The organism is Sphingomonas melonis (assembly GCF_013409985.1).
Taxonomy (GTDB): Bacteria; Pseudomonadota; Alphaproteobacteria; order Sphingomonadales; family Sphingomonadaceae; genus Sphingomonas; species Sphingomonas melonis_A.
The window spans coordinates 224351-244829 of sequence record NZ_JACCBY010000001.1; the positions used below are offsets into that span (position 1 = coordinate 224351).

Consider the following 20479-nt stretch of genomic DNA (forward strand, 5'->3'; position numbering starts at 1 on the left):
GTAACGGTCGGCACGGTGCCGTCCGGGCGGCCGATTGGCCAGCGAAAACACGGGCAAGTTTCTGCAATTGGCCAAGTATTTGGGCGCGTACCGATTGGGGCCGGTCACCACGCATCGCGACCATTGCTGCCATTGGACCATTTCGGTACATGATCTGTGGCGGTCGCTGACCGCTCGTGCCGCTCAGGGCTGGATCATCGACAGAAATGGACGCCATGAACGAGCGGGAGACGCGAAGGGTCGCAGCCCTGGCCCGCTATGCGGTGATGGATTCGCCGCCCGAGGCATCATTCGACGAACTCGCCGCGCTGACCGCGCAATTGTGCGACGCGCCGATCGCCGTGGTCAATCTGATCGGTGCCGACCGCCAGTTCTTCAAGGCGGAGGTCGGCCTCGGCGTGCGGTCGACGCCGCTGGAAAGCTCGTTCTGCGCCAAGGCGTTGCTGGAGGAGGACCTGCTTGTCGTCCCCGACCTGACGCGCGACGACCGCTTCGACTGCAATCCCCTGGTCACCGGCGAACCGCACATCCGTGCCTATGCCGGCGCGCTGCTGAAGACCGAGGAGGGGCTGGCGATCGGGACGCTCTGCGTGCTCGACCATCGCCCCCGCCCGTTCACCGCGCTCCAGCAGACGACGCTGGCCGTGCTCGCGCGGCAGGTGATGGCACAGCTCGACCTGCGCCGTGCGGTGGCGGATCGCGACCGCCGCTACGACCAGTTGCGCGCCAGCGAGGAGCGGCTTCAGCTCATCCTCGACAGCGCGCGCGACTATGCGATCATCACCACCGACACCGATCGCCATATCACCAGCTGGTCCGCCGGCGCGGAGGCGACGTTCGAATGGACCGAACCGCAGGCGATCGGCCGGCGGCTCGACGAGCTGTTCGTTCCCGACGACCGCCGCGCCGGCCTGCCGGCGCGCGAATGCGCCACCGCGCTCGCGACCGGCTGCGCGCCCGACGTGCGCTGGCATTTGCGCGCCGACGGCACGCGCGTGTTCATGACCGGATCGACGCACCCGATCATCGAGCGCGACGGTCGCCATACCGGCTTCCTCAAGATCGCGCGCAACGAGACGCGCGAGCGCAGCCAGGCCGAGGAACTGGCGCGGACCCGGATCGAGCTGATCGACAGCGAGGATCGGTTCCGCAACATGGCCGACCATGCGCCGGTAATGATGTGGGTCACCGATCGCGATGGCCGCTGCACCTATCTCAACCGCCGCTGGTACGATTTCACCGGCCAGAGCGCCGACGAGGCGGGGGGATCGGGCTGGCTCGACGCCACCCACCCCGACGACCGGGCGGCGGCGGCGGCGATCTTCCGCCGCGCGCATGATGCCCGGCAGCCGTTCCGGCTCGACTATCGGCTGCGCCATGCCGACGGCGCCTATCATTGGGCGATCGATGCCGCTTCGCCGCGCTTCGGCCCCGGCGGCGAGTTCCTCGGCTATATCGGCTCGGTCATCGACATCCACGACCGGCGGGAGGCCGAGCAGCGGCTCGCCGACAGCGAGGCGCGCTACCGCACCCTGTTCGAATCGATCGAATCGGGCTTCTGCGTCGTCGAGGTGGCGCCCGGCAGCGCGGACACGCCGACCGATTATCGCATCGTCGAGGCCAATCCCGCTTTCTATCGCCAGACCGGCTTCCGCAAGGCGATCCACGGCCGCTGGCTGCGCGAATCGATGCCCGAGCTCGAGGAGCATTGGTACGACATCTACGGTCGTGTCGCCGCGAGCGGCGAGCCGGTGCGGTTCGAACAGGGGTCGGCGGCGCTCGGCCGCTGGTTCGACATCGCGGCCTTCCGCGTCGGCGCGCCCGACGATCGTCGCGTCGCGGTGCTGTTCAACGACATTTCCGCCCGCCGCAGCGCCGAAGAGGCGCTGACGCGGCTCAACGCACGGCTGGAGGACGAGGTTGCCGAGCGTACCGCCGAGCGCGACCGGATGTGGGAATTGTCGCCCGACCTGATGCTGGTGATGGACGGCACGGGCGTGATCCGCCGCGCCAATCCGGCCTGGACGCGGATGCTCGGCTATCAGGCGGACGAACTGGTCGGCCATCACGTCCGCGACTTCATCGTCGCCGAGGATCATGACGAGACGATCGGCGCCTACGAACGCGCCGCGGCGGGCGGCAAGTCCGACATCGAGAATCGCTATCGCCACAAGGACGGCTCGATCCGCTGGATCTCCTGGGTGGCGGCGCCGGCGGGCGACATGACCTATGCCTCCGGCCGCGACGTCACCGCTGAGCGGGAGCAGGCGGCGGCGCTGGCGCAGGCCGAGGAACAGCTCCGTCAGGCGCAGAAGATGGAGGCGGTGGGCCAGCTCACCGGCGGCATCGCGCATGATTTCAACAATCTGCTCACCGGCGTCATCGGATCGCTCGACCTGTTGCAGCGGCGGCTCGCGCGCGGCGAAACCGACAAGGTGGAGAAATATGCCACCGCCGCGATCACCTCGGCGAACCGGGCGGCGGCGCTGACGCACCGGCTGCTCGCCTTCTCGCGCCGGCAGCCGCTCGACCCCAAGGCGGTCGATGCCAACCGGCTGGTCACCGGCATGGACGAACTCCTCCGCCGCACGATCGGCGAGAGCATCGCCCTGGAGATGGTGACCGCGATCGGCCTGTGGCGAACGCGCTGCGACCCGCATCAGCTCGAAAGCGCGATCCTCAACCTGGCGATCAACGCGCGCGACGCGATGCCCGACGGCGGCACGCTGATCATCGAGACGTGCAACGCGACGCTCGACGAGGCGGCGGTCGCGCAACTGCGCGAGGTACGGCCGGGCGAGTATGTCTGCGTCTGCGTCACCGATACCGGCACCGGCATGTCGCCCGAGACGATCGAGCGCGCCTTCGAACCCTTCTTCACCACCAAGCCGATCGGCCAGGGCACCGGCCTCGGCCTGTCGATGATCTATGGCTTCGCCCGCCAGTCCGAAGGCTATGTCCGCATCTATTCGGAGCTCGGCCGCGGCACCGCGATCAAATTGTATCTGCCGCGCCATCATGGCGAGGCCGAGGTTGCGGACGCCGTGGGCAACGGCCCCGACGACGCGCATCGGGCCGAGGAGGGCGAGGTGGTGCTGGTCGTCGAGGACGAGACCGCGGTGCGCAACCTCGTCGTCGAGGTGTTGCAGGACCTCGGCTATCGTGCGGTCGAGGCCTCCGATGGCCCGACGGGGCTGAGCCTGCTGCAATCGGCGATGCGCGTCGACCTGCTCGTCACCGACATCGGCCTGCCCGGGCTCAACGGCCGCCAGGTCGCCGACGCCGCCCGTCAGCAGCGCCCCGAGCTGAAGGTGCTGTTCATGACCGGCTATGCCGAGAATGCGACAATCGCCAACGGTTTCCTGGAACCTGGCATGCAGATGATCACCAAGCCCTTCGCCATCGATGCCCTCACCGCGCGCATCCGCGGAATGATCGAAGGCACGTCAGGCACTTAGCTGCGGCGGCGGCAACGACCGTGCGTTCACCGCGCCGGGCGAATCGCGGAGGTTTCGAGGGATGAGCGTGCGATCCGATCGCGTGCTCGTTCATGGAGGCGGTCAAGACAGAACGCATGGACTCACGACCAGCCGAGGGGCGGATCGGACACGTTCCGATGCAATGATGATAAGGCCGATCGATCTGATCGGCAGTTCTCGCTTGGAGAACTGGAGCGGGCGAAGGGATTCGAACCCTCGACCCCAACCTTGGCAAGGTTGTGCTCTACCCCTGAGCTACGCCCGCTCTGGCGCCGTGTGCCGGTTGCTCTTGCGAGCCACCGTTTGGGTGAGGCGCGCCACTAGCAGCGCTTGTCGGGGGCTGCAACAGCAATCGTACAAAAACAGCAACACGATTTCGGCTTGGCGACTCGACCACTAGAACATTACAAGAACATATATGAGCGACTCGTCCGCCCTGATCGCCCGTCTGCGGCGCATTGCCGCCGGCGACGGTGCCATGCAAGCCGTCGCGGCACCGGTCGACGGGTGGCTGGCGCAGGGGCTCACCAAGGCGCAACTGCATGAAATCTATGCGGTCGAAGAGGGCGATGGGCCGAGTGGCGCGGGATTCGGCATCGCCGTGTCGCTGGCCGCGGGGGCGCTGCCGCTGCTGTGGCTGCGGACCGAGGCGTGCGAACGGTCGCAGGGGCGGCTGCATGCATCCGGACTGATCGAACTCGGCCTGTCCGCCGATTCGCTGGTGCTGGCGATCGTCGCCGACGAATCGGCGCTGCTGCGCGCCGCGGCGGATGCGGCGCGCTGTCCGGGGCTGGGGACGGTGCTGGTCGAGAGCGTCGGCCGCGCGCCCGGGTTCGACCTCACTGCGACGCGGCGGCTGATGCTGGCCGCCGAATCGTCGGGCGTCACCGTGCTGTCGCTGCGGATCGGCGCCGAACCGACCGCGAGCGCGGCGGCGACGCGCTGGGGCGTAGCGGCGGTGCCGTCGACCGCGCTCGATCAGGGGGCGGGCGAGGGCGCGCCGGGCTTCGCCGCCTTCGATGTCGAATGTCTGCGCCGGCGCGGCGGCCCCGCGGGGCAGCGCTGGCGCGTGGAGTGGGATCGTGATGCCAAAAGTTTTCGTGGAGCGTCGCTATCTGGCGCTGGTCTTTCCGTGGCTCCCGGTCGAGCGGCTGCGCGCCACCCGGCCGCACCTGTTCGCCGGACGGGGTGAGACGCCGGTCGCCTTCGTCGAGACGATCGGCAATGCGGTGCGGCTAACGGCGACCGATCTCGCCGCGGCGCGCGCTGGGCTGGAGCCGGGGCTGAGCCTCGCCGATGCGCGTGCGCGGGTGCCCGAACTCGAGGTGTTCCCCGCCGATGCGCATGCCGACATGGACTGGCTCGAACGGCTGGCGGATGGCTGCACCCGCTACAGCCCGACGGTGGCGCTGATGCCGCCCGATGCTTTGGTGATCGATATCGCCGGCTGCGCGCATGCCTTCGACGGCGAGCGCGCGCTGGCGGCGGATGTCGAGGCGCGGATGGCGCGACGCGGCATCCTGGCGCGCCACGCCTTCGGCGACACGCCCGAGATCGCGCGGGCGCTCGCGCGCTATGCCGGTGCGCCGGCGCCCGACGAGACGCGCGCGGTCAAGCGGCTGCCGGTGGCGGCGCTGGAGCTGGATGCGGATGTGACGGTGGCGCTGACCCGCGCCGGGCTCAAGACGGTGGGCGAGGTGATGGCGCGGCCGCTGGCGGGGATCGCCGCGCGCTTCGGCGAGGAGGCGGCGACCGCGGTGCGGCGGCTGGCGGGCGACTACAAGGCGCCGGTCAAGGCGCGGGTGCGGGTCGCGCCGATCGCGGTCGAGCGCCGCTTCGCCGAGCCGATCGCGCGCACCGATTACGCGCTGGAGGTGCTCGAGGATCTGGCGGCGGAGGCGGCCGGCACGCTTGCCGAGCGGCATCAGGGCGGGCGGAGGTGGGAGGCGCGGCTGTTTCGCGCCGACGGCCATATCCAGTCGCTGCGCGTCGAGACCGGGCAGCCGACGCGCGATGTCGCCCTGCTGATGCGCCTGTTCGCCGAGCGGATCGACAGCCTTTCCGATCCGCTCGATCCCGGCTTCGGCTACGATCTGGTGCGGCTCGACGTGGCGCTCGCCGAGCGGCTCGACGCGGCGCAATTGCGGCTGGAGGGCGGTGCGGCGACGCGTGAGACGGGCGCGGGCGAAGGGCAGGTCGCGCAACTCGTCGACCAGCTTTCGACGCGGCTGGGGCGCGGCCGGGTGCGGCGGTTCGGATCGCGCGACAGCCATATCCCCGAACAGGCCGAGCTGATGCTGCCCGCCACCGCCGACGCGCCGGCAAGCGCCTGGCCGGCGACCGAGGCGGGCGAGCCGCCGCTGCGCCCGATCTATCTGTTCGATCCGCCGCAGTTGATCGAGAGCGTGATGGCCGAGGTGCCGGACGGCCCGCCGCACCGCTTCCGCTGGCGACGGCGCGTCCATGAGGTGGCGCGCTCGGAAGGGCCGGAGCGAATCGCCGGCGAATGGTGGCGCCGCCACGACGCCGCGATCCCGACGCGCGATTATTACCGCGTCGAGGACCGCCGCGGCCGCCGCTTCTGGATCTTCCGCCACGGGATGCACGACGAACAGGCGCATCCGCGCTGGTATCTGCACGGGCTGTTCGCGTGACTATGCGCGACGGCGATCGCGCATGACCGCGTTCGCCGACCTCGTCGCGGCGACCAATTTCTCATTCCTCGACGGCGCGAGCCACGGCGAGGACATGATCGCGCAGGCGATCGCGCTGGGTCATGCCGGCATCGGTATCGCCGACCGCAACACCGTTGCAGGGGTCGTCCGCGCCCATAAGGCGCTACGGTTGGCGCGCGAGCGCGCGGTGGAGGGGGGCTTTCCCGATATCGACTTCAAGCTGGCGGTCGGTGCGCGCCTCGTCTTCGCCGACGGCACGCCCGATATCGTCGCCTATCCGCGCACCCGGCACGGCTGGGGGCGGCTGACGCGGCTGCTGACCACCGGCAATCTGCGCGCGCAGAAGGGCGATTGCATCCTCGGCTTCGGCGATCTGCTGCGCCATGGCGACGATCTGCTGCTGATCGTGCTCGCCGCGTCGAGCGCACGACCGGTGCAGCCGCGCGACGGCACGATGCTGCCACCGCCGCGCAGCGACCCGGGACTCGGCGAGACGCTGCGCCGATTGGTCGAGGCGGCGCCCGATCGCGTCTGGCTCGGGGTGACGATGCCGCGCTTGGGCCGCGATCGGCGGCGACTGCATCAGCAGGCGCGGTCCGCGCAGGCGGCGGGCGTGCCGTTGCTCGCGACACCGACGCGCTCTATGCCGAACCCGGTGACCGGCCGCTGCACGATGTGCTGACCTGTATCCGGCTCGGGACGACGATTCGCGGCGCCGGGCGGCGGCTCGCCGCCAACGCCGAACGCCATCTCAAGACCGGGACGGAGATGGCGCGGCTGTTCGCCGACATGCCGCAGGCGGTGGCGGAGAGTCTGCGCCTTCTCGACCGGATCGAATTCGCGCTGACCGATCTCGCCTATGAATATCCGCACGAGCCGGTGCCGATCGGCTGGGACGCGCAGGGCTGGCTCGAACACATCACCTATGAAGCGGCGCGCCAGCGCTTTCCCGAGGGCATTCCTGATCGGCTGCAGGCGCTGCTGAAAGAAGAACTGCCGCTGATCGCCGAGCGTCGCTACGCTTATTATTTCCTCACCGTCCACGACATCGTTCGCTTCGCGCGCAAGGAGTGCGATCCGCCGATCCTGTGCCAGGGGCGCGGGTCGGCGGCCAATTCGGCGGTCTGCTGGCTGCTCGGCGTCACCTCGGTCGATCCGATGCGCTACGACCTGTTGTTCTCGCGCTTCGTCTCCGCCGAGCGCGACGAGCCACCCGATATCGACGTGGATTTCGAGCACGAGCGGCGCGAGGAGGTGATGCAATATATCTACCGCCGCTACGGCCGGCATCGTGCGGCGATCGCGGCGACCGTCATCCATTATCGGCCGCGCAGCGCGGTGCGCGAGGCGGGCAAGGCGCTCGGCCTGTCGGAGGATGTGACGCAGCGGCTGACCAGCACCGTCTGGGGCAGTTTCTCCGACCGGTTCGAACCGCGACGGTTCGACGAGACCGGCTTCAGCCTCGCCAACCCGGAGATCGCGCGGCTGCGCGAGACGGTCGACAGATTGCTGAAATTTCCCCGCCATCTGTCGCAGCATGTCGGTGGCTATGTGCTGACCCAGGGGCGATTGGACGAGACGGTGCCGATCCACAATGCCGCGATGGAGGACCGCACCTTCATCGAATGGGACAAGGACGATATCGACGAACTGAAGATCATGAAGGTCGATATCCTCGCGCTCGGCATGCTGACCTGCATCCGCAAGGCGTTCGACCTGATGGAACGCCATGGTCTTGGCAGCCACGATCTCGATACGATCGCCGTCGACGAGGATGCGCGCGTCTACGACATGCTCTGCAAAGGCGACAGCATTGGCGTGTTCCAGGTGGAGAGCCGGGCGCAGATCAACATGCTGCCGCGGCTGCGCCCGCGAAAATTGTACGATCTGGTGGTGCAGGTGGCGATCGTCCGGCCGGGGCCGATCGAGGGCGACATGGTCCATCCCTATCTGCGTCGCCGCGCCGGCAAGGAGGTGGCGGAATTTCCCTCGCCCGATCCCGAGTACGGCCCTCCCGACGAGCTGCGCAACCTGCTGCGCGAGACCTATGGCGTGCCGCTGTTCCAGGAACAGGCGATGAAGCTCGCGATCGTCGCCGCGAAGTTCACGCCGGGCGAGGCGAACCAGTTGCGCCGGGCGATGGCGACCTTCCGCAAGGTCGGCGGGATGGAGAATTTCGAGGAAAAGCTGATCGGCGGCATGGTCCGCCGCGGCTATGCCCGCGATTTCGCGGAGCGCTGCTACAAGCAGATCGAGGGGTTCGGCAGCTATGGCTTTCCCGAGAGCCATGCGCTGTCGTTCGCGCGGCTGGTCTATGTGTCGTCGTGGATCAAATGCTTTCACCCGGCGGTGTTCGGTTGTGCGATCCTCAATTCGCAACCGATGGGTTTCTATGCGCCCGCGCAATTGGTGCAGGATGCGCGCGCGCATGACGTCGTCGTGCGGCCGATCGACGTCAACGCCAGCGTCTGGGACAATGCGCTCGAGCGGATGGACGATGCCGGGCTCGCGATCCGGCTCGGGTTCCGCCAGATCGATGGCTTTCGCAAGGATTGGGCGGAGCATCTCGTCGCCGCGCGCGGCGCGGGGCCGTTCGCCAATGTCGAGGCGGTGGCGGCGCGCGCCGGCCTGCCCAAGCGCGGGCTCAACCTGCTCGCCGATGCCGATGCCTTCGGGTCGATCGCGCTCGGCCGCCGCGATGCCCTGTGGGAGGTGCGGCGGACGCCGCCGAAGCAGCTCGCATTGTTCGCCGCCGCCGAGGCGCCGGAGCTGGGTGAGGAGGTCGATGCGCAGCTTCCCGCGATGCCGGCGAGCGAGGAGGTCGCGGCGGATTACCAGACGACGCGATTGTCGCTGAAGGACCATCCGATGCGCTTCCTGCGGCCGCTGTTCGCGGCCGAGGGGATCGTCTCCAGCGCGCAGGCGGGGCGGCTCAGGGACGGGCGGCGCGCGCGGATCGCCGGCGTGGTGCTGGTCCGCCAGCGGCCGGGCAAGGGCAATGCGATCTTCGTGACGATCGAGGACGAGACCGGCATCACCAACGCGCTGATGTGGGCGCGCGATTTCGAGGCCAACCGGCGCGCGGTGATGGCGGCGCGGCTGCTGGTGCTCGAAGGCGTGATCCAGCGCAGCGAGGAAGGCGTGATCCATCTGATGACGGTGAAGGCGTACGATCGCAGCGCCGAACTGCGACGGCTGTCGTCGGATTACAGCGCCGAGACGCCGCTGCTGCCGGTCGACGAGGTGATCCGGCCCAAGCCGACGATGAGCCGCGACCCGCGCGGCCAGCATCCGCGCGACGTGCGCATCATGCCGCCGTCACGCGATTTCCATTGAGGAGGGCGAAGAACCAACCCAAACCGTTCGTGCTGAGCCTGTCGAAGCACGGTCGGGTCTTACCTGCCCTTCGACAAGCTCAGGGCTAACGGTGGAGATGGGCGATCCTAATGGCTGCGCCCGAAGTCCGGCTTGGCGTCGTCCTGGCCCTGTTCGATGATCGAGCGGCGGATCGCGCGGGTGCGGGTGAACAGGTCGAACAACTGGTCGCCGTCGCCCCAGCGGATCGCCCGCTGGAGCATCGTCACATCCTCGGTCAGCCGCTGGAGGATCTCCAGCACCGCCTCGCGATTGTTGAGGAAGACGTCGCGCCACATCACCGGATCGGACGCGGCGATGCGCGTGAAGTCGCGGAAGCCACCCGCGGAGAATTTGATGACCTCGCTCTGCGTCACCTCTTCGAGATCGCTGGCGGTGCCGACGATCGAATAGGCGATGAGATGCGGCACATGGCTGGTCACCGCGAGCACGAGGTCGTGGTGGCGCGGCGTCATGATCTCGACCTGCGCGCCGAGCGCTTCCCAAAAGGCGCGCAGCCGCGCGACGGGCGCCTCGGCCGTGCCCTCTTCGGGGGTGAGGATGCACCAGCGGCCGCGGAACAGCGTCGCGAAGCCCGCCTCCGGGCCGCTATGTTCGGTGCCGGCGACGGGATGGCCGGGAACGATCGTCGCGTCGGGCAGCACCGCGCGCAGCGCCGCGAGCACGCTCGCCTTCGAGCCGCCGACATCGCTGACGATCGCCTCGGCGGGCAGATCGTCGGCGAACTCCGCCGCCACCGCGCCCATCGCGCCGACCGGCACGCACAGCATGACGAGATCGGCATCGATCACCGCCGCGCCGGCGCTGTCGGCGATATCGTCCGCCAGCGCGATCCGCTCCGCGATCGCGCGCACCTCGGGATCGGCGTCATAGCCGGTGATCCGCACCGTCGGCATCGCCTGCCGCACCGCGCGCGCGACCGACGAGCCGATCAGCCCGAGCCCGACGATCGTCACGCGCGCGAACGGCAGCATCAGGCGCGCTCGGTCTCGGCGCGCAGCACCGCGACGACATCGCGCATCTCCGCTTCGGTGCCGATCGTGATCCGCAACGCCTGCGGCAGGCCCTGGCCGGGCAGCCAGCGCGTCGCATAGCCTGCCGTCATCAGCGCCTTGTAGGCGTCCTCGGCGGTCAGCAGCCTTTCGAACAGCACCAGCACGAAATTGGCCTTGCTCGGCACCGCGCGCAGCCCGGGCAGCGCATCGACCTGCTCACTGAACCAGGCGCGCCATTCGCGATTGTGGCTGCGGCTGCATTCGACGAAGCCGGCGTCGCCCAGCGCGGCGATCGCCGCGGCCTGCGCGCCGATGCTGAACGCGAAGGGCGCGCGGATGCGGTGCATCGCGTTGATGATCTCGGGCGAGGCATAGCCCCAGCCGACCCGCTCCGACGCGAGCCCGAAGATCTTCGAGAAGGTGCGCGTCACCAGCACGTTGGACGCGGTTCGCGCCAGCTCCAGCCCGCCGTCGTCGTCTTCGGGGTCGAGATATTCGGTGTACGCCTGATCGAGCACCAGCAGCACCGATTCCGGCAGGCCGGCATGCAGCCGCGCGATCTCGTCCTTCGTGCTGTAGGTGCCGGTCGGGTTGTTGGGGTTGGCGACGAACACGATCTTGGTCTTCTCGGTCACCGCGGCGAGGATCGCGTCGACGTCGGTCGCATAGTCGCGGTCGGGCACCACGACCGGGATCGCGCCGACCCGCCGCGTCGCGATCTCATAGACCGCGAAGCCGTAGCGGACGTGGATGATCTCGTCGCCCGGCCCGGCGAAGGTGCCGGCGGCGAGGTGGAGCACCTCGTCCGAGCCGGTGCCATAGATCAGCCGCTCCGCCTCGACGCCGTAATGCGCGGCGAGCGCGGCGCGCAGGTCGATCGCGGCGGCATCGGGGTAGCGTTCGAGATGGTCGGCGGCGTCGCGATAGGCGGCGCGTGCCGGCTCGGGCGTGCCGAACGGATTCTCGTTCGACGACAGCTTGACGACCTTGCGGCCATCCTCGCTGGTGGCGCGGCCGGGGACATAGGGCGCGATGCCCAGGATCCAGGATTTGGGGGCGGGTGCGGTCATGCGCACGGCCTTAGCGGGCGCGTGCTTGCGTTGACAAGAAGAGCGCCGTAGCGACCCGGTGATGACCGGGGACGACCGTTTCGGATGCAACCGCCACGTCACGCTGCCCGGGCCGCTGCGCCTCGACGGCGGCGTGCTGCTGTCGCCGGTCGAGATCGCCTATGAAACCTATGGCAGCCTCGCTTCCGATGGCGGCAATGCGATCCTCGTCTGCCATGCGCTGACCGGCGACCAGCACGTCGCCTCGACGCATCCGCGCACCGGCAAGCCGGGCTGGTGGACGCGGATGATCGGGCCCGGCAAGCCGATCGATCCGGCGCGCGACTTCGTCATCTGCGCCAATGTCCTGGGCAGCTGCATGGGCTCGTCCGGCCCCGCGAGCGTCAATCCGGCGACGGGGCGGCCGTGGGGGATGGCCTTCCCGGTCATCACGATCCGCGACATGGTGCGCGCGCAGGCGATGCTGCTCGACCATCTCGGCGTCGGCCGGCTGAAGGCGATCGTCGGCGGCTCGATGGGCGGCATGCAGGCGCTGAGCTGGACCGCGACCTTCCCCGAGCGGATCGATGCGGCGGTGATCATCGCCTCGACCGCGCGTCACACCGCGCAGAACATCGCGTTCCACGAGGTCGGGCGGCAGGCGATCATGGCCGATCCCAATTGGCAAAGCGGCGATTATTACGGCGGCGAACCGCCCGCGGCGGGCCTCGCGGTGGCGCGGATGGCGGCGCACATCACCTATCTGTCCGAGGCCGGACTCACCGAGAAGTTCGGCCGTCGTTTGCAGGCGCGCGAGGCGAAGAGCTTCGGCTTCGACGCGGATTTCCAGGTGGAGAGCTATCTGCGCCACCAGGGCCTGAGCTTCGTCGACCGGTTCGACGCCAACAGCTATCTCTACATCACCCGTGCGATGGACTATTTCGACCTTGCCGAGGAACATGGCGGGCTGCTCGCCAACGCCTTCCGCGCCAGCCGCGCGCGCTTCTGTCTGGTCAGTTTCGACACCGACTGGCTCTATCCGACGGTGGAGTCGCGCAACATCGTGCAGGCGCTGAATGCCGCCGGTGCACCGGTCAGCTTCGTCGAACTCTCGAGCCCCTATGGCCATGACGCCTTCCTGCTCGACGCGCCCGAGATGAACCGCGTGGTCGACGGCTTCCTGCGGGGCGGACGATGATCGCGCTCGACGACGACAAGGCGCGGCTGGACGTGGCGCGCATCCATGGCTGGCTGGCATCGAGCTATTGGTCGCCGGGCATCGCGCGCGATCTGGTCGAGCGGGCGATCGCCGGCTCGCATTGCCTTGGCGCCTATCGTGATGGCGAGCAGGTCGGCTTCGCGCGTGCCATCACCGATCACGCCACCTTCGCCTGGATCGCCGACGTCTGGGTCGATCAGGCGGTGCGCGGGCAGGGGCTGGGGCGTCGCATGGTCGGCTGGTTCGTCGATCATCCCGCCTTCGCCGGTATCCGCCGCATCGGTCTCGTCACCGCCGACGCGCATGGCGTCTATGCCAAGCTCGGCTTCCATGCGCCGCTGCGTCCCGATCGTTATATGGAGCGGCTGTCACCCGAGGCGGCGGCGATGCTGCGGGACGCGCCATGACGCTGCGCCCCGACCTGGCGGTGATCGCCGACCATGTCGCACCGGGGAGCCGCGTGCTCGACGTCGGCTGCGGCGATGGTGCGCTGATGGCGGCGCTCCGCGACACGCGCGGCTGCGATGCGCGCGGACTGGAGATCGATGCCGGCAACGTCGCCGCCGCGGTCGCGCGCGGCCTGTCGGTGATCCAGGGCGATGCCGATATCGATCTCGCCGGCTATCCCGACCAGAGTTTCGATTACGCGATCCTCAGCCAGACCTTGCAGACCGCGCGCGCGCCCGACGTGGTGCTCGACCAATTGCTGAGGATCGGGCGGCGCGCGTTCGTCAGTTTTCCCAATTTCGCGCAATGGCGGGTGCGCCTGTCGCTGCTGTGGGGCGGGCGGATGCCGGTGACGCGGCAATTGCCCGAACAATGGTATGACACGCCCAACATCCACCATGTCACGATCGACGATTTCCGTGCCTTCCTGAAGCAGCGGGAGGTCGTGGTGGAGGGCGCCTGGTTCCTGTCCGGCGATCGGCAACGCAGTTCGGCGGCGGCGAATCTGCTCGCCCAGCATGCCGTGTTCCTGCTGCGGCGCTGAACACAGCATGTCGAATATCGACATTCTTATGGTAAACACCGGAACTATCCGCCCCAACGGCGGTTTGGCCTAGCCAAGCCAGGACGCATGATGACCAAGACTGCCTTGATTGTTGAAGACGAGATTTTCGTAGCCTTGGACCTGGAGCGGATCCTGCTCGATGCTGGCTATAGCGTCGCAGCGATCGCCGCGGACAGCGCCAGCGCGATCGAGGCGGCACCCGGTTGCGGCTTCGCCTTCGTCGACGTCAATCTGCGCGACGGGCCGACCGGCCCCGGCATCGCCGAGCGGATGGCGCGCGATTATGGCGTCAAGGTCGTGTTCGTCACCGCCAATCCGGCGCAGATCGATCGCGGCATGGACTGCGCGCTCGGCTATATCCGCAAGCCGTTCAGCGAAGCGGCGATCCTCGCGGCAGCCGCCTTTGCGACCGAGGGCGAGAAGCCCGCCAACGACGACATCGTCATGCTCGGCGCCGATATCGCCTGACATCTGCGGCGTGCTCGGGCGGGTCGCCCGGCAGCCCGTCCCGCCCTCAGTTGCGCCGGAACGCCGCCAGGGGCACGGTGATCGTCATCACCAGTCCCTCCACCTGCCAGTCGCGAGTCACCGTGCCGCCGAGCTGACGCACCGCCGACAGTTCGATCAACTGGCTGCCGAAGCCGTTCGGCCCATCGGGAGCCGTCACGGCCGGGCCACCGCGCTCGGTCCAGCACAACGTCGCATGATCGGCGCTGCGCGTGACTGTGATGCCGATCGTCCCGCTCTCGGTGGAGAGGGCACCATATTTGGTCGCGTTGGTGGCCAGCTCGTGGAACAGCAGCGCGAGCGGCGTCGCCGAGCGGTCATCGATCGCGATCTCGTCGCCGGTCACCGTGATCGGCGGCTGGTCGCCGCGCTGATAGGGTTCGAACAGCTCGGCGAGCAGCCCGTGCAGGCTGTCCTGCTGTACCGAGGGGCGCGATTGCGGGCTGTGCGGCCGTACGAAATCATGCGCGCGACCGAGCGCGGTGATCCGCTGGCGCAGATCGGCCGCGATCGGTGCGAAGGCGGGCTGACTGCGCGCCGCGAACGAGATGAGTCCCGAGATCACCGAGAAGATGTTCTTGATCCGGTGGGACAGTTCCTGGCTGATCACCTCGCGCTCGTGCAGCGCCAATTTCTGTTCGTGGATGTCGGTGCAGGTGCCGAACCAGCGCGTGATCCGCCCCTCGCCGTCGCGGATCGGCAGCGCCCGGCCGAGCACCCAGCGATAGGTGCCGTCGAAATGGCGCAGGCGATATTCGATCTGATAGGGCTCGCCGGTCTCGAGCGAGTGGCGCCAGACGTCCCAGGCACGCGTCTGGTCCTCGGGGTGGAACACGTCGTTCCAGCCTTCGCCATCGGTCGATCCGGGGGGCGTGCCGGTGAACTCGTACCAGCGCGCATTGTAATAATCGTGATAGCCATCGGGCAGCGTCGACCAGACCATCTGCGGCATCGTGTCGGCAAGCGTGCGGAAGCGATCCTCGCTGTCGGTAAGCTGGCGACGGGTCGCGCGCTCGGTGGCGCGCCAGGCGGCCGCGTCGCGGCTGTCGCGCAGCCGCGCCATGACGTTGTCGGCCAGCGTCGTCAGCCCCTGGATCTGCAACTTGCTGAGCCCCTGGCGGGCGACGGTGTCGATGACGCACAGCGAACCCAGCGGAATGCCGTCGTCCGACACCAACGGCGCACCGGCGTAGAAGCGCAGATGCAGGTCGCCGGTGACCAGCGCATTGTCGATAAAGCGGGGGTCCTGCGTCGCGTCGGGGATCACCATGATCCGCTCCTCCAGCATCGCATGCTGGCAGAAGGACATTTCGCGCGGCGTTTCCGAGACTTCCAGGCCGGTGCGCGACAGGAAGGTCTGCTGCGTCTCTTCGACCAGGCTGACCAGCGCGATCGGCGTGCCGCATAGCGCGGCGGCGAAGTCGGTGATCTGTTTCAGCGATGCGCTGTCGCGCAGCGATTCGAGGTCATAGGCCTGCATCGCGGCGATGCGCGTCGCCTCGTCGACGCGCCAGCCGGGCGCGACCGGCGCGGGCGCCGGTGGGACCGGCGGCACGCCGCAATGCAGTATCGGACCGGTGGGTGGCGTGGGATCGCTCAGAACGGCACGTCGTCGTCGAGATCGTCGGCGAAGCCCCCACCCTGGCCGAAGCTGCCGCCGCCGCGGTTGCCGCCGCCCGCAGGTGCGCTGCCGCCACGGCTGCCGCCGCCACCATAGCCGCCGCCCGACGAACCGCCGCCGAAATCGTCGCCGCCGGCCCAGTCATCGCCGCCGCCGGCACCGCCGCGACCGCCACCGCCGCCGCCCTGGCCGCCGCCGGGACCGTCGAGCATCGTCAGCACGCTGTTGAAGCCCTGCAACACGATCTCGGTCGAATATTTGTCGTTACCCTGCTGATCCTGCCATTTGCGGGTCTGCAGCGCGCCTTCGATATAGACCTTCGAGCCCTTGCGCAGGAAGCGTTCGGCGACATTGGCGAGGCCTTCGTTGAAGATCGCGACCGAATGCCATTCGGTCTTTTCCTTGCGCTCGCCGGTGTTCTTGTCCTTCCAGGAATCGGACGTGGCGATGCGCAGGTTGACCACCTTGCCGCCATTCTGGAACGACCGCGATTCGGGGTCGCGCCCCAGGTTGCCGACGAGAATGACCTTGTTGACGCTACCCGCCATGAAATGCCCCGAAAATGCCTAGAGGCCGGCGAACACCGCCAGCCAATATGTGATTCCGGCCATGATGTAGGCGGCGGCGAACAAATAGCCAACCATGAACAGCGGCCATTTCCAGCCGTTGGTCTCACGGCGGGTCACCGCGATCGTGGAAATGCACTGCGGGGCGAAGACGAACCACATCAGGAAGGCGAGCGCGGTCGGCAGCGTCCAGCGGCCGCGGATCTGGTCGGTGATGCGGTCGGTGCCGCTGCCTTCCTTGTCGTCGATGGCATAGACGGTGCCGATCGCCGATACCGCCACCTCGCGCGCCGCCATCGCCGGCAGCAGCGCCAGCGCGATGTCGCGGTTGAAGCCGATCGGCTTGACGACATATTCGATGCCATGGCCGATCCGCCCGCCGATCGAATAATCGACCGGGCTGACGCCGCTGCCCTCGGGCGGCTTGGGAAAGCTGAGCAGCAGCCACAGCACGACGGTGGTCGCGGCGATGATCGTGCCGGCGCGCTTCAGGAAGATCACCGCGCGCTGCCACAGGCCGAGCAGGACGTCGCGGACCAGCGGCACCTGGTATTTCGGCATCTCCATCATGAACCCGGACGACGCCCCCTTGGTGACGGTCCGGCGCAGCACCAGCGCGGCGGCATAGGCGCCGGCGATGCCGATCACGAGCAGCCCGAACATGACGACGCCCTGCAAGCGCACGAAAGGCGCGATCAGGGTATTGGGGATCATCGCGCCGATGATCAGCGTGTACACCGGCCAGCGGGCGCTGCACGTCATCAGCGGCGCGATCAGGATGGTGGTCAGCCGGTCCTTCTCATCCTCGATAACCCGCGTCGCCATGATGCCCGGCACGGCGCAGGCGAAGCTCGACAGCAGCGGGATGAAGGCGCGGCCCGACAGGCCGACGGTCGCCATCAACCGATCCATCAGGAACGCCGCGCGGACCATATAGCCCGAGGATTCGAGGATCAGGATGAACAGGAACAGGATCAGGATCTGCGGCAGGAAGACGATCACCGCGCCGACGCCGGCGATCAGCCCATCGGTGAGCAGAGAGCGGAAGAAGCCGTCGGGCAGGCTGGTCTTTATCGCATCTTGCAGGGTCGCGAAGCCGGCATCGATCGCGTCGGCCGGTACCGCCGCCCAGGTGAACACCGCCTGGAACATGACGAACAGGATGGTGACGAGCAGCAGCGGTCCGGCGATCGGATGCAGCGCCACCGTGTCGAGCATATGCGCCCAGCGTCGGCCGGCGGTTTCCGAAACAGTTGCCGCGGTGGCGATCTGTCGCGCGCGCCGCTGCAACTGGACGATGTCGTCCTGCGTACCGGCGGCGGCGTCGCGGATGCGCGCCTTGCCGCCGCCACCCACCGCGTCGGCGACCGCGGCGCGCAAGGCGTCGAGCCCGCGCCGGCGGACCGCGACAGTCGGGATCACCGGCACGCCCAGTTCGCGTTCGAGCACCGCGGCGTCGAGCGTCAGCCCGTCGCGCTCGGCGAGATCGACCATGTTGAGCGCGACGACCACCGGCAGCCCGAGTGCGATCAGCTGGAGCGTGAAGCGCAGATGATTGTCGAGATTGGCGGCGTCGACCACGACGACCAGCACGTCGGGCAGCCGTTCGAGGCTGCTCGCCCCGGTGACGACGTCACGGGTGACGCGCTCGTCGGGGCTGGAGGGTTCGAGGCTGTAGGCGCCGGGCAGGTCGATCAGCTCGACCGGGCGCCCGTCGTCGAGCACCAGCCGGCCCGAATGGCGCTCTACCGTGACGCCGGGATAATTGCCGACCTTCTGCCGCGCGCCGGTCAGCGCGTTGAACAGCGCGCTTTTGCCGGCATTGGGATTGCCGACCAGCGCCACCAGCGGAGCGGCATGCACGATTATTCGGCGGTGGCGGGAGCCACATGCACCGCGCCGGCGACGCCGCGGCGCAGCGCGACGGTCATGCGGCCGACCCGGCAGGCGATCGGGCCGCTGCCGAGCGAGGCGCGATGCAGCACCTCGACCGGCACGCCTTCATCGAAGCCCAGTTCGCGCAACCGTCGCGCCTCGGGCACCGCCAGGCGGGTCCAGTCGATCGCAGCCACGGTCGCGCGCTGACGACACGGGAGCGACACGAGGTCGAGGGCAGGAACGACGGTACGCGACATATCCATGATGCGACTGATTATCATTTACCCACGGGGGAGTAAAGCGGGCGCGGGAGTAAATGTCGGGGACGGCGGCGACCGCCAATTCCTCCCTCGCTTCAACGGGGGAGGGGACGACCGCAGGCCGTTGGTGGCGGGGGCGTTCCCGCAAGCGCCGAGCTTACCGTATCCCCCCATCCCCGCGTCGCGACCACCTCCCGCGACGGGGGGAGAAATGCGATGTCACGCCGCCGGGTAGCGCAACCGGCCGATAAACCGCGACAAACTCGGCCGATGTTCATAGCGCTTGGTGAAGGCCGCCTTGGTCTTCTCGAAGCGCATGATCCCGTCGATCCGCCGCGCGAGGAAGGCGCGGGTCTCCGCATGGCCTTCGCTGTCGTCATCGAGGAAGACGGTCGTCGTCGCCGCATAGACGCCGAGCAGGATCGTGCGCTTGGTATAATGATTGTAATCCGTCGCCGTATCGCCGGCCAGCCGCCACATCAGATCGACGCTGCGCCAGCCCAGGCGAGTCGCGCGGGCGACATGCTGTGGCAGCGCGAGGATCGCACGCGCGCGGCGCAGCGATTCGCGATTGGGCGCGACGATCGCCAGCCGCGCCTCGACCAGGGCGGTGATCCGGGCGCGGATCTTCATCGCCGCCAGCGCCTCTGGCGGCAGATCGGCGGCCATCTGGCGGTCGATCGCCGCGAACCAGGCGTCGATCATCTCCACCGCGCCGCCCGAAAAGGCGAGCCGCGCGACGTCGCGGTCGATGCCGGCTCCGTCGGCCGCCATGTCGCGCGCGGCATCGCCCCAGCCATCGAATGCGGCGTTGGCGGCGATCCCCTCGGCGAGCGCCGCGCGGATCTCGTCGAGCGTCAGGTCCTGCGTCATGCTTCTACCTCCTGCACGGCTGTCTCCTGCGCCCGCCGACGCGACGGCGCAACCTCGGCGCGCCGGACCAGCACCAATGCCAGCGCGACCAACGCGACGCCGACCCAATCCGGTCCCTGCAATCTCTCGCCATATTCGACCCAGCCGATCGCTCCCGCCACCACCGGCTGGATCAGCAACCCGATGCCGATCACCAGCGGCGACAGGCGGCCGAGCGCGAAGATCATGCAGCCTTGGCCGATCACCTGGCTGACCAGCGCCAGCCCGAGCAGCGGCGTCCATTGCTGAGGCATCACCTGTTCGTGCAGCAGCAGCGCGAAGGCGAGCATCGGCAGCGCGGTCGCCGCGCTCGCCAGGGCCAGCGCCGGCAGCGGCCGCATCGCCCGCCGGATACGCGCCATCACCACGATGTACAGCGTGTAGAGGATGCCGGCGAGGATGCAGAGCAGGTCGCCGGCGAGGTTGCGCGAGTCGAGCTGATAGGATCGCCCCATCAGCAGCGCCGCCCCGAGCGCGGCGAGCAGCAGCGCGATCCCCTGCATCCGCGTCGGCCAGGCCCTGGCGACGAGGAAGCCGTAGAGCGGATAGATCAGGATCGCCGAATTGCCGAACAGCGTTGCATTGGCCATCGTCGTGCGGACTATACCGAGGTGCCAGCTGCCGAGGTCCGCGGCAAAGGCGACGCCGCCGACCGCGAGCATGATCCACAGCCCGGCGGTCATCCGCACCGGTCGCCCGCCGCTCGCCAGCGCCAGTCCGGCGAGGAAGGGGATGGCGAGCGTGATCCGCCAGAATCCGGCGGCGACCGGCCCGACATCGGCGAGGCGGACGAACCACGGCCCGAAGGCGAGCGCGACATTGGCGACGACCAGCGCCGCGAACGCGATCCCCGGCGCCTCCCAGGTTGCCGCCGCGACAGTTTTTCTTGGGGGCGGCGCCTGATGCATGCCGCCCTGTAGCGCCCTATCTC

General features: G+C 68.7%; 15 protein-coding genes, 1 tRNA gene and 1 pseudogene. 8 read left to right on the top strand and 9 right to left on the bottom strand.

Translation table 11 applies throughout. The annotated features are described in order from the left end of the window. The first annotated feature begins 215 nt into the window (after nucleotides 1-215). Nucleotides 216-3458 (top strand): PAS domain S-box protein, encoded by a 3243-nt coding sequence (locus HD841_RS01190; protein WP_179507066.1) that lies wholly within the window; start codon nucleotides 216-218, stop codon nucleotides 3456-3458. Between the two features lie 211 nt (nucleotides 3459-3669). Here HD841_RS01190 and HD841_RS01195 read toward each other — a convergent pair. Further along, nucleotides 3670-3744: transfer RNA gene (locus tag HD841_RS01195), tRNA-Gly, on the bottom strand. Between the two features lie 153 nt (nucleotides 3745-3897). Between HD841_RS01195 and HD841_RS01200 the strand changes: the two genes are divergently transcribed. From HD841_RS01200 to HD841_RS01210, 3 genes and pseudogenes are all read left to right on the top strand, one after another. After that, on the top strand, nucleotides 3898-4671 hold the full coding sequence (locus HD841_RS01200; RefSeq protein WP_179507067.1) for an ImuA family protein: 774 nt from the start codon (nucleotides 3898-3900) through the stop codon (nucleotides 4669-4671). Further along, nucleotides 4565-6133 (top strand): Y-family DNA polymerase, encoded by a 1569-nt coding sequence (locus HD841_RS01205; RefSeq protein WP_218845341.1) that lies wholly within the window; start codon nucleotides 4565-4567, stop codon nucleotides 6131-6133. Before HD841_RS01200 ends, HD841_RS01205 begins: the two co-directional genes overlap by 107 nt. Nucleotides 6134-6155: 22 nt before the next feature. Continuing rightward, nucleotides 6156-9490, top strand: a pseudogene (locus HD841_RS01210) (error-prone DNA polymerase). A gap of 107 nt (nucleotides 9491-9597) precedes the next feature. On the opposite strand, the gene HD841_RS01215 reads toward HD841_RS01210, so the two are convergent. Together HD841_RS01215 and hisC are read right to left on the bottom strand one after the other, a co-directional pair. Further along, the gene (locus tag HD841_RS01215) at nucleotides 9598-10503 is read right to left on the bottom strand and encodes a prephenate/arogenate dehydrogenase family protein (protein WP_179507068.1); all 906 of its coding nucleotides are present in this window, start codon (nucleotides 10501-10503) and stop codon (nucleotides 9598-9600) included. Next, nucleotides 10503-11594 carry a histidinol-phosphate transaminase gene (gene hisC / locus HD841_RS01220; RefSeq protein ID WP_179507069.1) on the bottom strand — a complete coding sequence of 364 codons (1092 nt, stop codon included), beginning with the start codon at nucleotides 11592-11594 and terminating at the stop codon, nucleotides 10503-10505. The genes HD841_RS01215 and hisC overlap by 1 nt, the downstream gene beginning before the upstream one ends. A 61-nt stretch (nucleotides 11595-11655) precedes the next feature. On the opposite strand from hisC, the gene metX reads away from it, so the two are divergent. The 4 genes from metX to HD841_RS01240 all read left to right on the top strand — a co-directional run bounded on the left by metX (nucleotide 11656) and on the right by HD841_RS01240 (nucleotide 14272). Further along, nucleotides 11656-12771 (top strand): homoserine O-acetyltransferase MetX, encoded by a 1116-nt coding sequence (gene metX, locus HD841_RS01225; RefSeq protein WP_179507070.1) that lies wholly within the window; start codon nucleotides 11656-11658, stop codon nucleotides 12769-12771. Further along, nucleotides 12768-13199, top strand: a complete 432-nt coding sequence (locus HD841_RS01230) for a GNAT family N-acetyltransferase (protein ID WP_179507071.1) — start codon at nucleotides 12768-12770, stop codon at nucleotides 13197-13199. Before metX ends, HD841_RS01230 begins: the two co-directional genes overlap by 4 nt. After that, entirely contained in the window at nucleotides 13196-13783 is a 588-nt protein-coding gene (gene metW / locus HD841_RS01235) for a methionine biosynthesis protein MetW (protein WP_179507072.1), read from the top strand. The genes HD841_RS01230 and metW overlap by 4 nt, the downstream gene beginning before the upstream one ends. Before the next feature lie 87 nt (nucleotides 13784-13870). Beyond that, entirely contained in the window at nucleotides 13871-14272 is a 402-nt protein-coding gene (locus HD841_RS01240) for a response regulator (RefSeq protein WP_179507073.1), read from the top strand. Between the two features lie 46 nt (nucleotides 14273-14318). On the opposite strand, the gene HD841_RS01245 is transcribed toward HD841_RS01240, so the two are convergent. From HD841_RS01245 to HD841_RS01270, 6 genes are all read right to left on the bottom strand, one after another. Further along, on the bottom strand, nucleotides 14319-15791 hold the full coding sequence (locus HD841_RS01245) for a PAS domain-containing protein (protein WP_179508046.1): 1473 nt from the start codon (nucleotides 15789-15791) through the stop codon (nucleotides 14319-14321). Between the two features lie 116 nt (nucleotides 15792-15907). Further along, a complete protein-coding gene (ssb, locus tag HD841_RS01250) occupies nucleotides 15908-16480 on the bottom strand; it encodes a single-stranded DNA-binding protein (RefSeq protein WP_179507074.1) in 573 nt (190 codons plus the stop codon). A gap of 18 nt (nucleotides 16481-16498) precedes the next feature. Then, on the bottom strand, nucleotides 16499-18361 hold the full coding sequence (gene feoB / locus HD841_RS01255; protein WP_179507075.1) for a ferrous iron transporter B: 1863 nt from the start codon (nucleotides 18359-18361) through the stop codon (nucleotides 16499-16501). Nucleotides 18362-18363: 2 nt separating this feature from the next. Continuing rightward, nucleotides 18364-18639 (bottom strand): FeoA family protein, encoded by a 276-nt coding sequence (locus HD841_RS01260; protein ID WP_179507076.1) that lies wholly within the window; start codon nucleotides 18637-18639, stop codon nucleotides 18364-18366. Between the two features lie 216 nt (nucleotides 18640-18855). Then, the gene (locus HD841_RS01265) at nucleotides 18856-19509 is read right to left on the bottom strand and encodes a COQ9 family protein (protein ID WP_179507077.1); all 654 of its coding nucleotides are present in this window, start codon (nucleotides 19507-19509) and stop codon (nucleotides 18856-18858) included. Further along, the gene (locus HD841_RS01270) at nucleotides 19506-20456 is read right to left on the bottom strand and encodes a DMT family transporter (protein WP_179507078.1); all 951 of its coding nucleotides are present in this window, start codon (nucleotides 20454-20456) and stop codon (nucleotides 19506-19508) included. Before HD841_RS01270 ends, HD841_RS01265 begins: the two co-directional genes overlap by 4 nt. Nucleotides 20457-20479: the final 23 nt, after the last annotated feature.

What these genes read in the sequence shown, in the direction of transcription:
- HD841_RS01230 (WP_179507071.1), top strand. Translation starts at nt 12,768, where the DNA reads ATGATCGCGCTCGACGACGACAAGGCGCGGCTGGACGTGGCGCGCATC.
- HD841_RS01245 (WP_179508046.1), bottom strand. Translation starts at nt 15,791, where the DNA reads ATGCAGGCCTATGACCTCGAATCGCTGCGCGACAGCGCATCGCTGAAA.
- ssb (WP_179507074.1), bottom strand. Translation starts at nt 16,480, where the DNA reads ATGGCGGGTAGCGTCAACAAGGTCATTCTCGTCGGCAACCTGGGGCGC.
- HD841_RS01270 (WP_179507078.1), bottom strand. Translation starts at nt 20,456, where the DNA reads ATGCATCAGGCGCCGCCCCCAAGAAAAACTGTCGCGGCGGCAACCTGG.
- HD841_RS01215 (WP_179507068.1), bottom strand. Translation starts at nt 10,503, where the DNA reads ATGCTGCCGTTCGCGCGCGTGACGATCGTCGGGCTCGGGCTGATCGGC.
- HD841_RS01260 (WP_179507076.1), bottom strand. Translation starts at nt 18,639, where the DNA reads ATGGATATGTCGCGTACCGTCGTTCCTGCCCTCGACCTCGTGTCGCTC.
- HD841_RS01265 (WP_179507077.1), bottom strand. Translation starts at nt 19,509, where the DNA reads ATGACGCAGGACCTGACGCTCGACGAGATCCGCGCGGCGCTCGCCGAG.
- HD841_RS01240 (WP_179507073.1), top strand. Translation starts at nt 13,871, where the DNA reads ATGATGACCAAGACTGCCTTGATTGTTGAAGACGAGATTTTCGTAGCC.
- metW (WP_179507072.1), top strand. Translation starts at nt 13,196, where the DNA reads ATGACGCTGCGCCCCGACCTGGCGGTGATCGCCGACCATGTCGCACCG.
- HD841_RS01200 (WP_179507067.1), top strand. Translation starts at nt 3,898, where the DNA reads ATGAGCGACTCGTCCGCCCTGATCGCCCGTCTGCGGCGCATTGCCGCC.
- metX (WP_179507070.1), top strand. Translation starts at nt 11,656, where the DNA reads ATGACCGGGGACGACCGTTTCGGATGCAACCGCCACGTCACGCTGCCC.
- hisC (WP_179507069.1), bottom strand. Translation starts at nt 11,594, where the DNA reads ATGACCGCACCCGCCCCCAAATCCTGGATCCTGGGCATCGCGCCCTAT.
- HD841_RS01190 (WP_179507066.1), top strand. Translation starts at nt 216, where the DNA reads ATGAACGAGCGGGAGACGCGAAGGGTCGCAGCCCTGGCCCGCTATGCG.
- HD841_RS01205 (WP_218845341.1), top strand. Translation starts at nt 4,565, where the DNA reads ATGCCAAAAGTTTTCGTGGAGCGTCGCTATCTGGCGCTGGTCTTTCCG.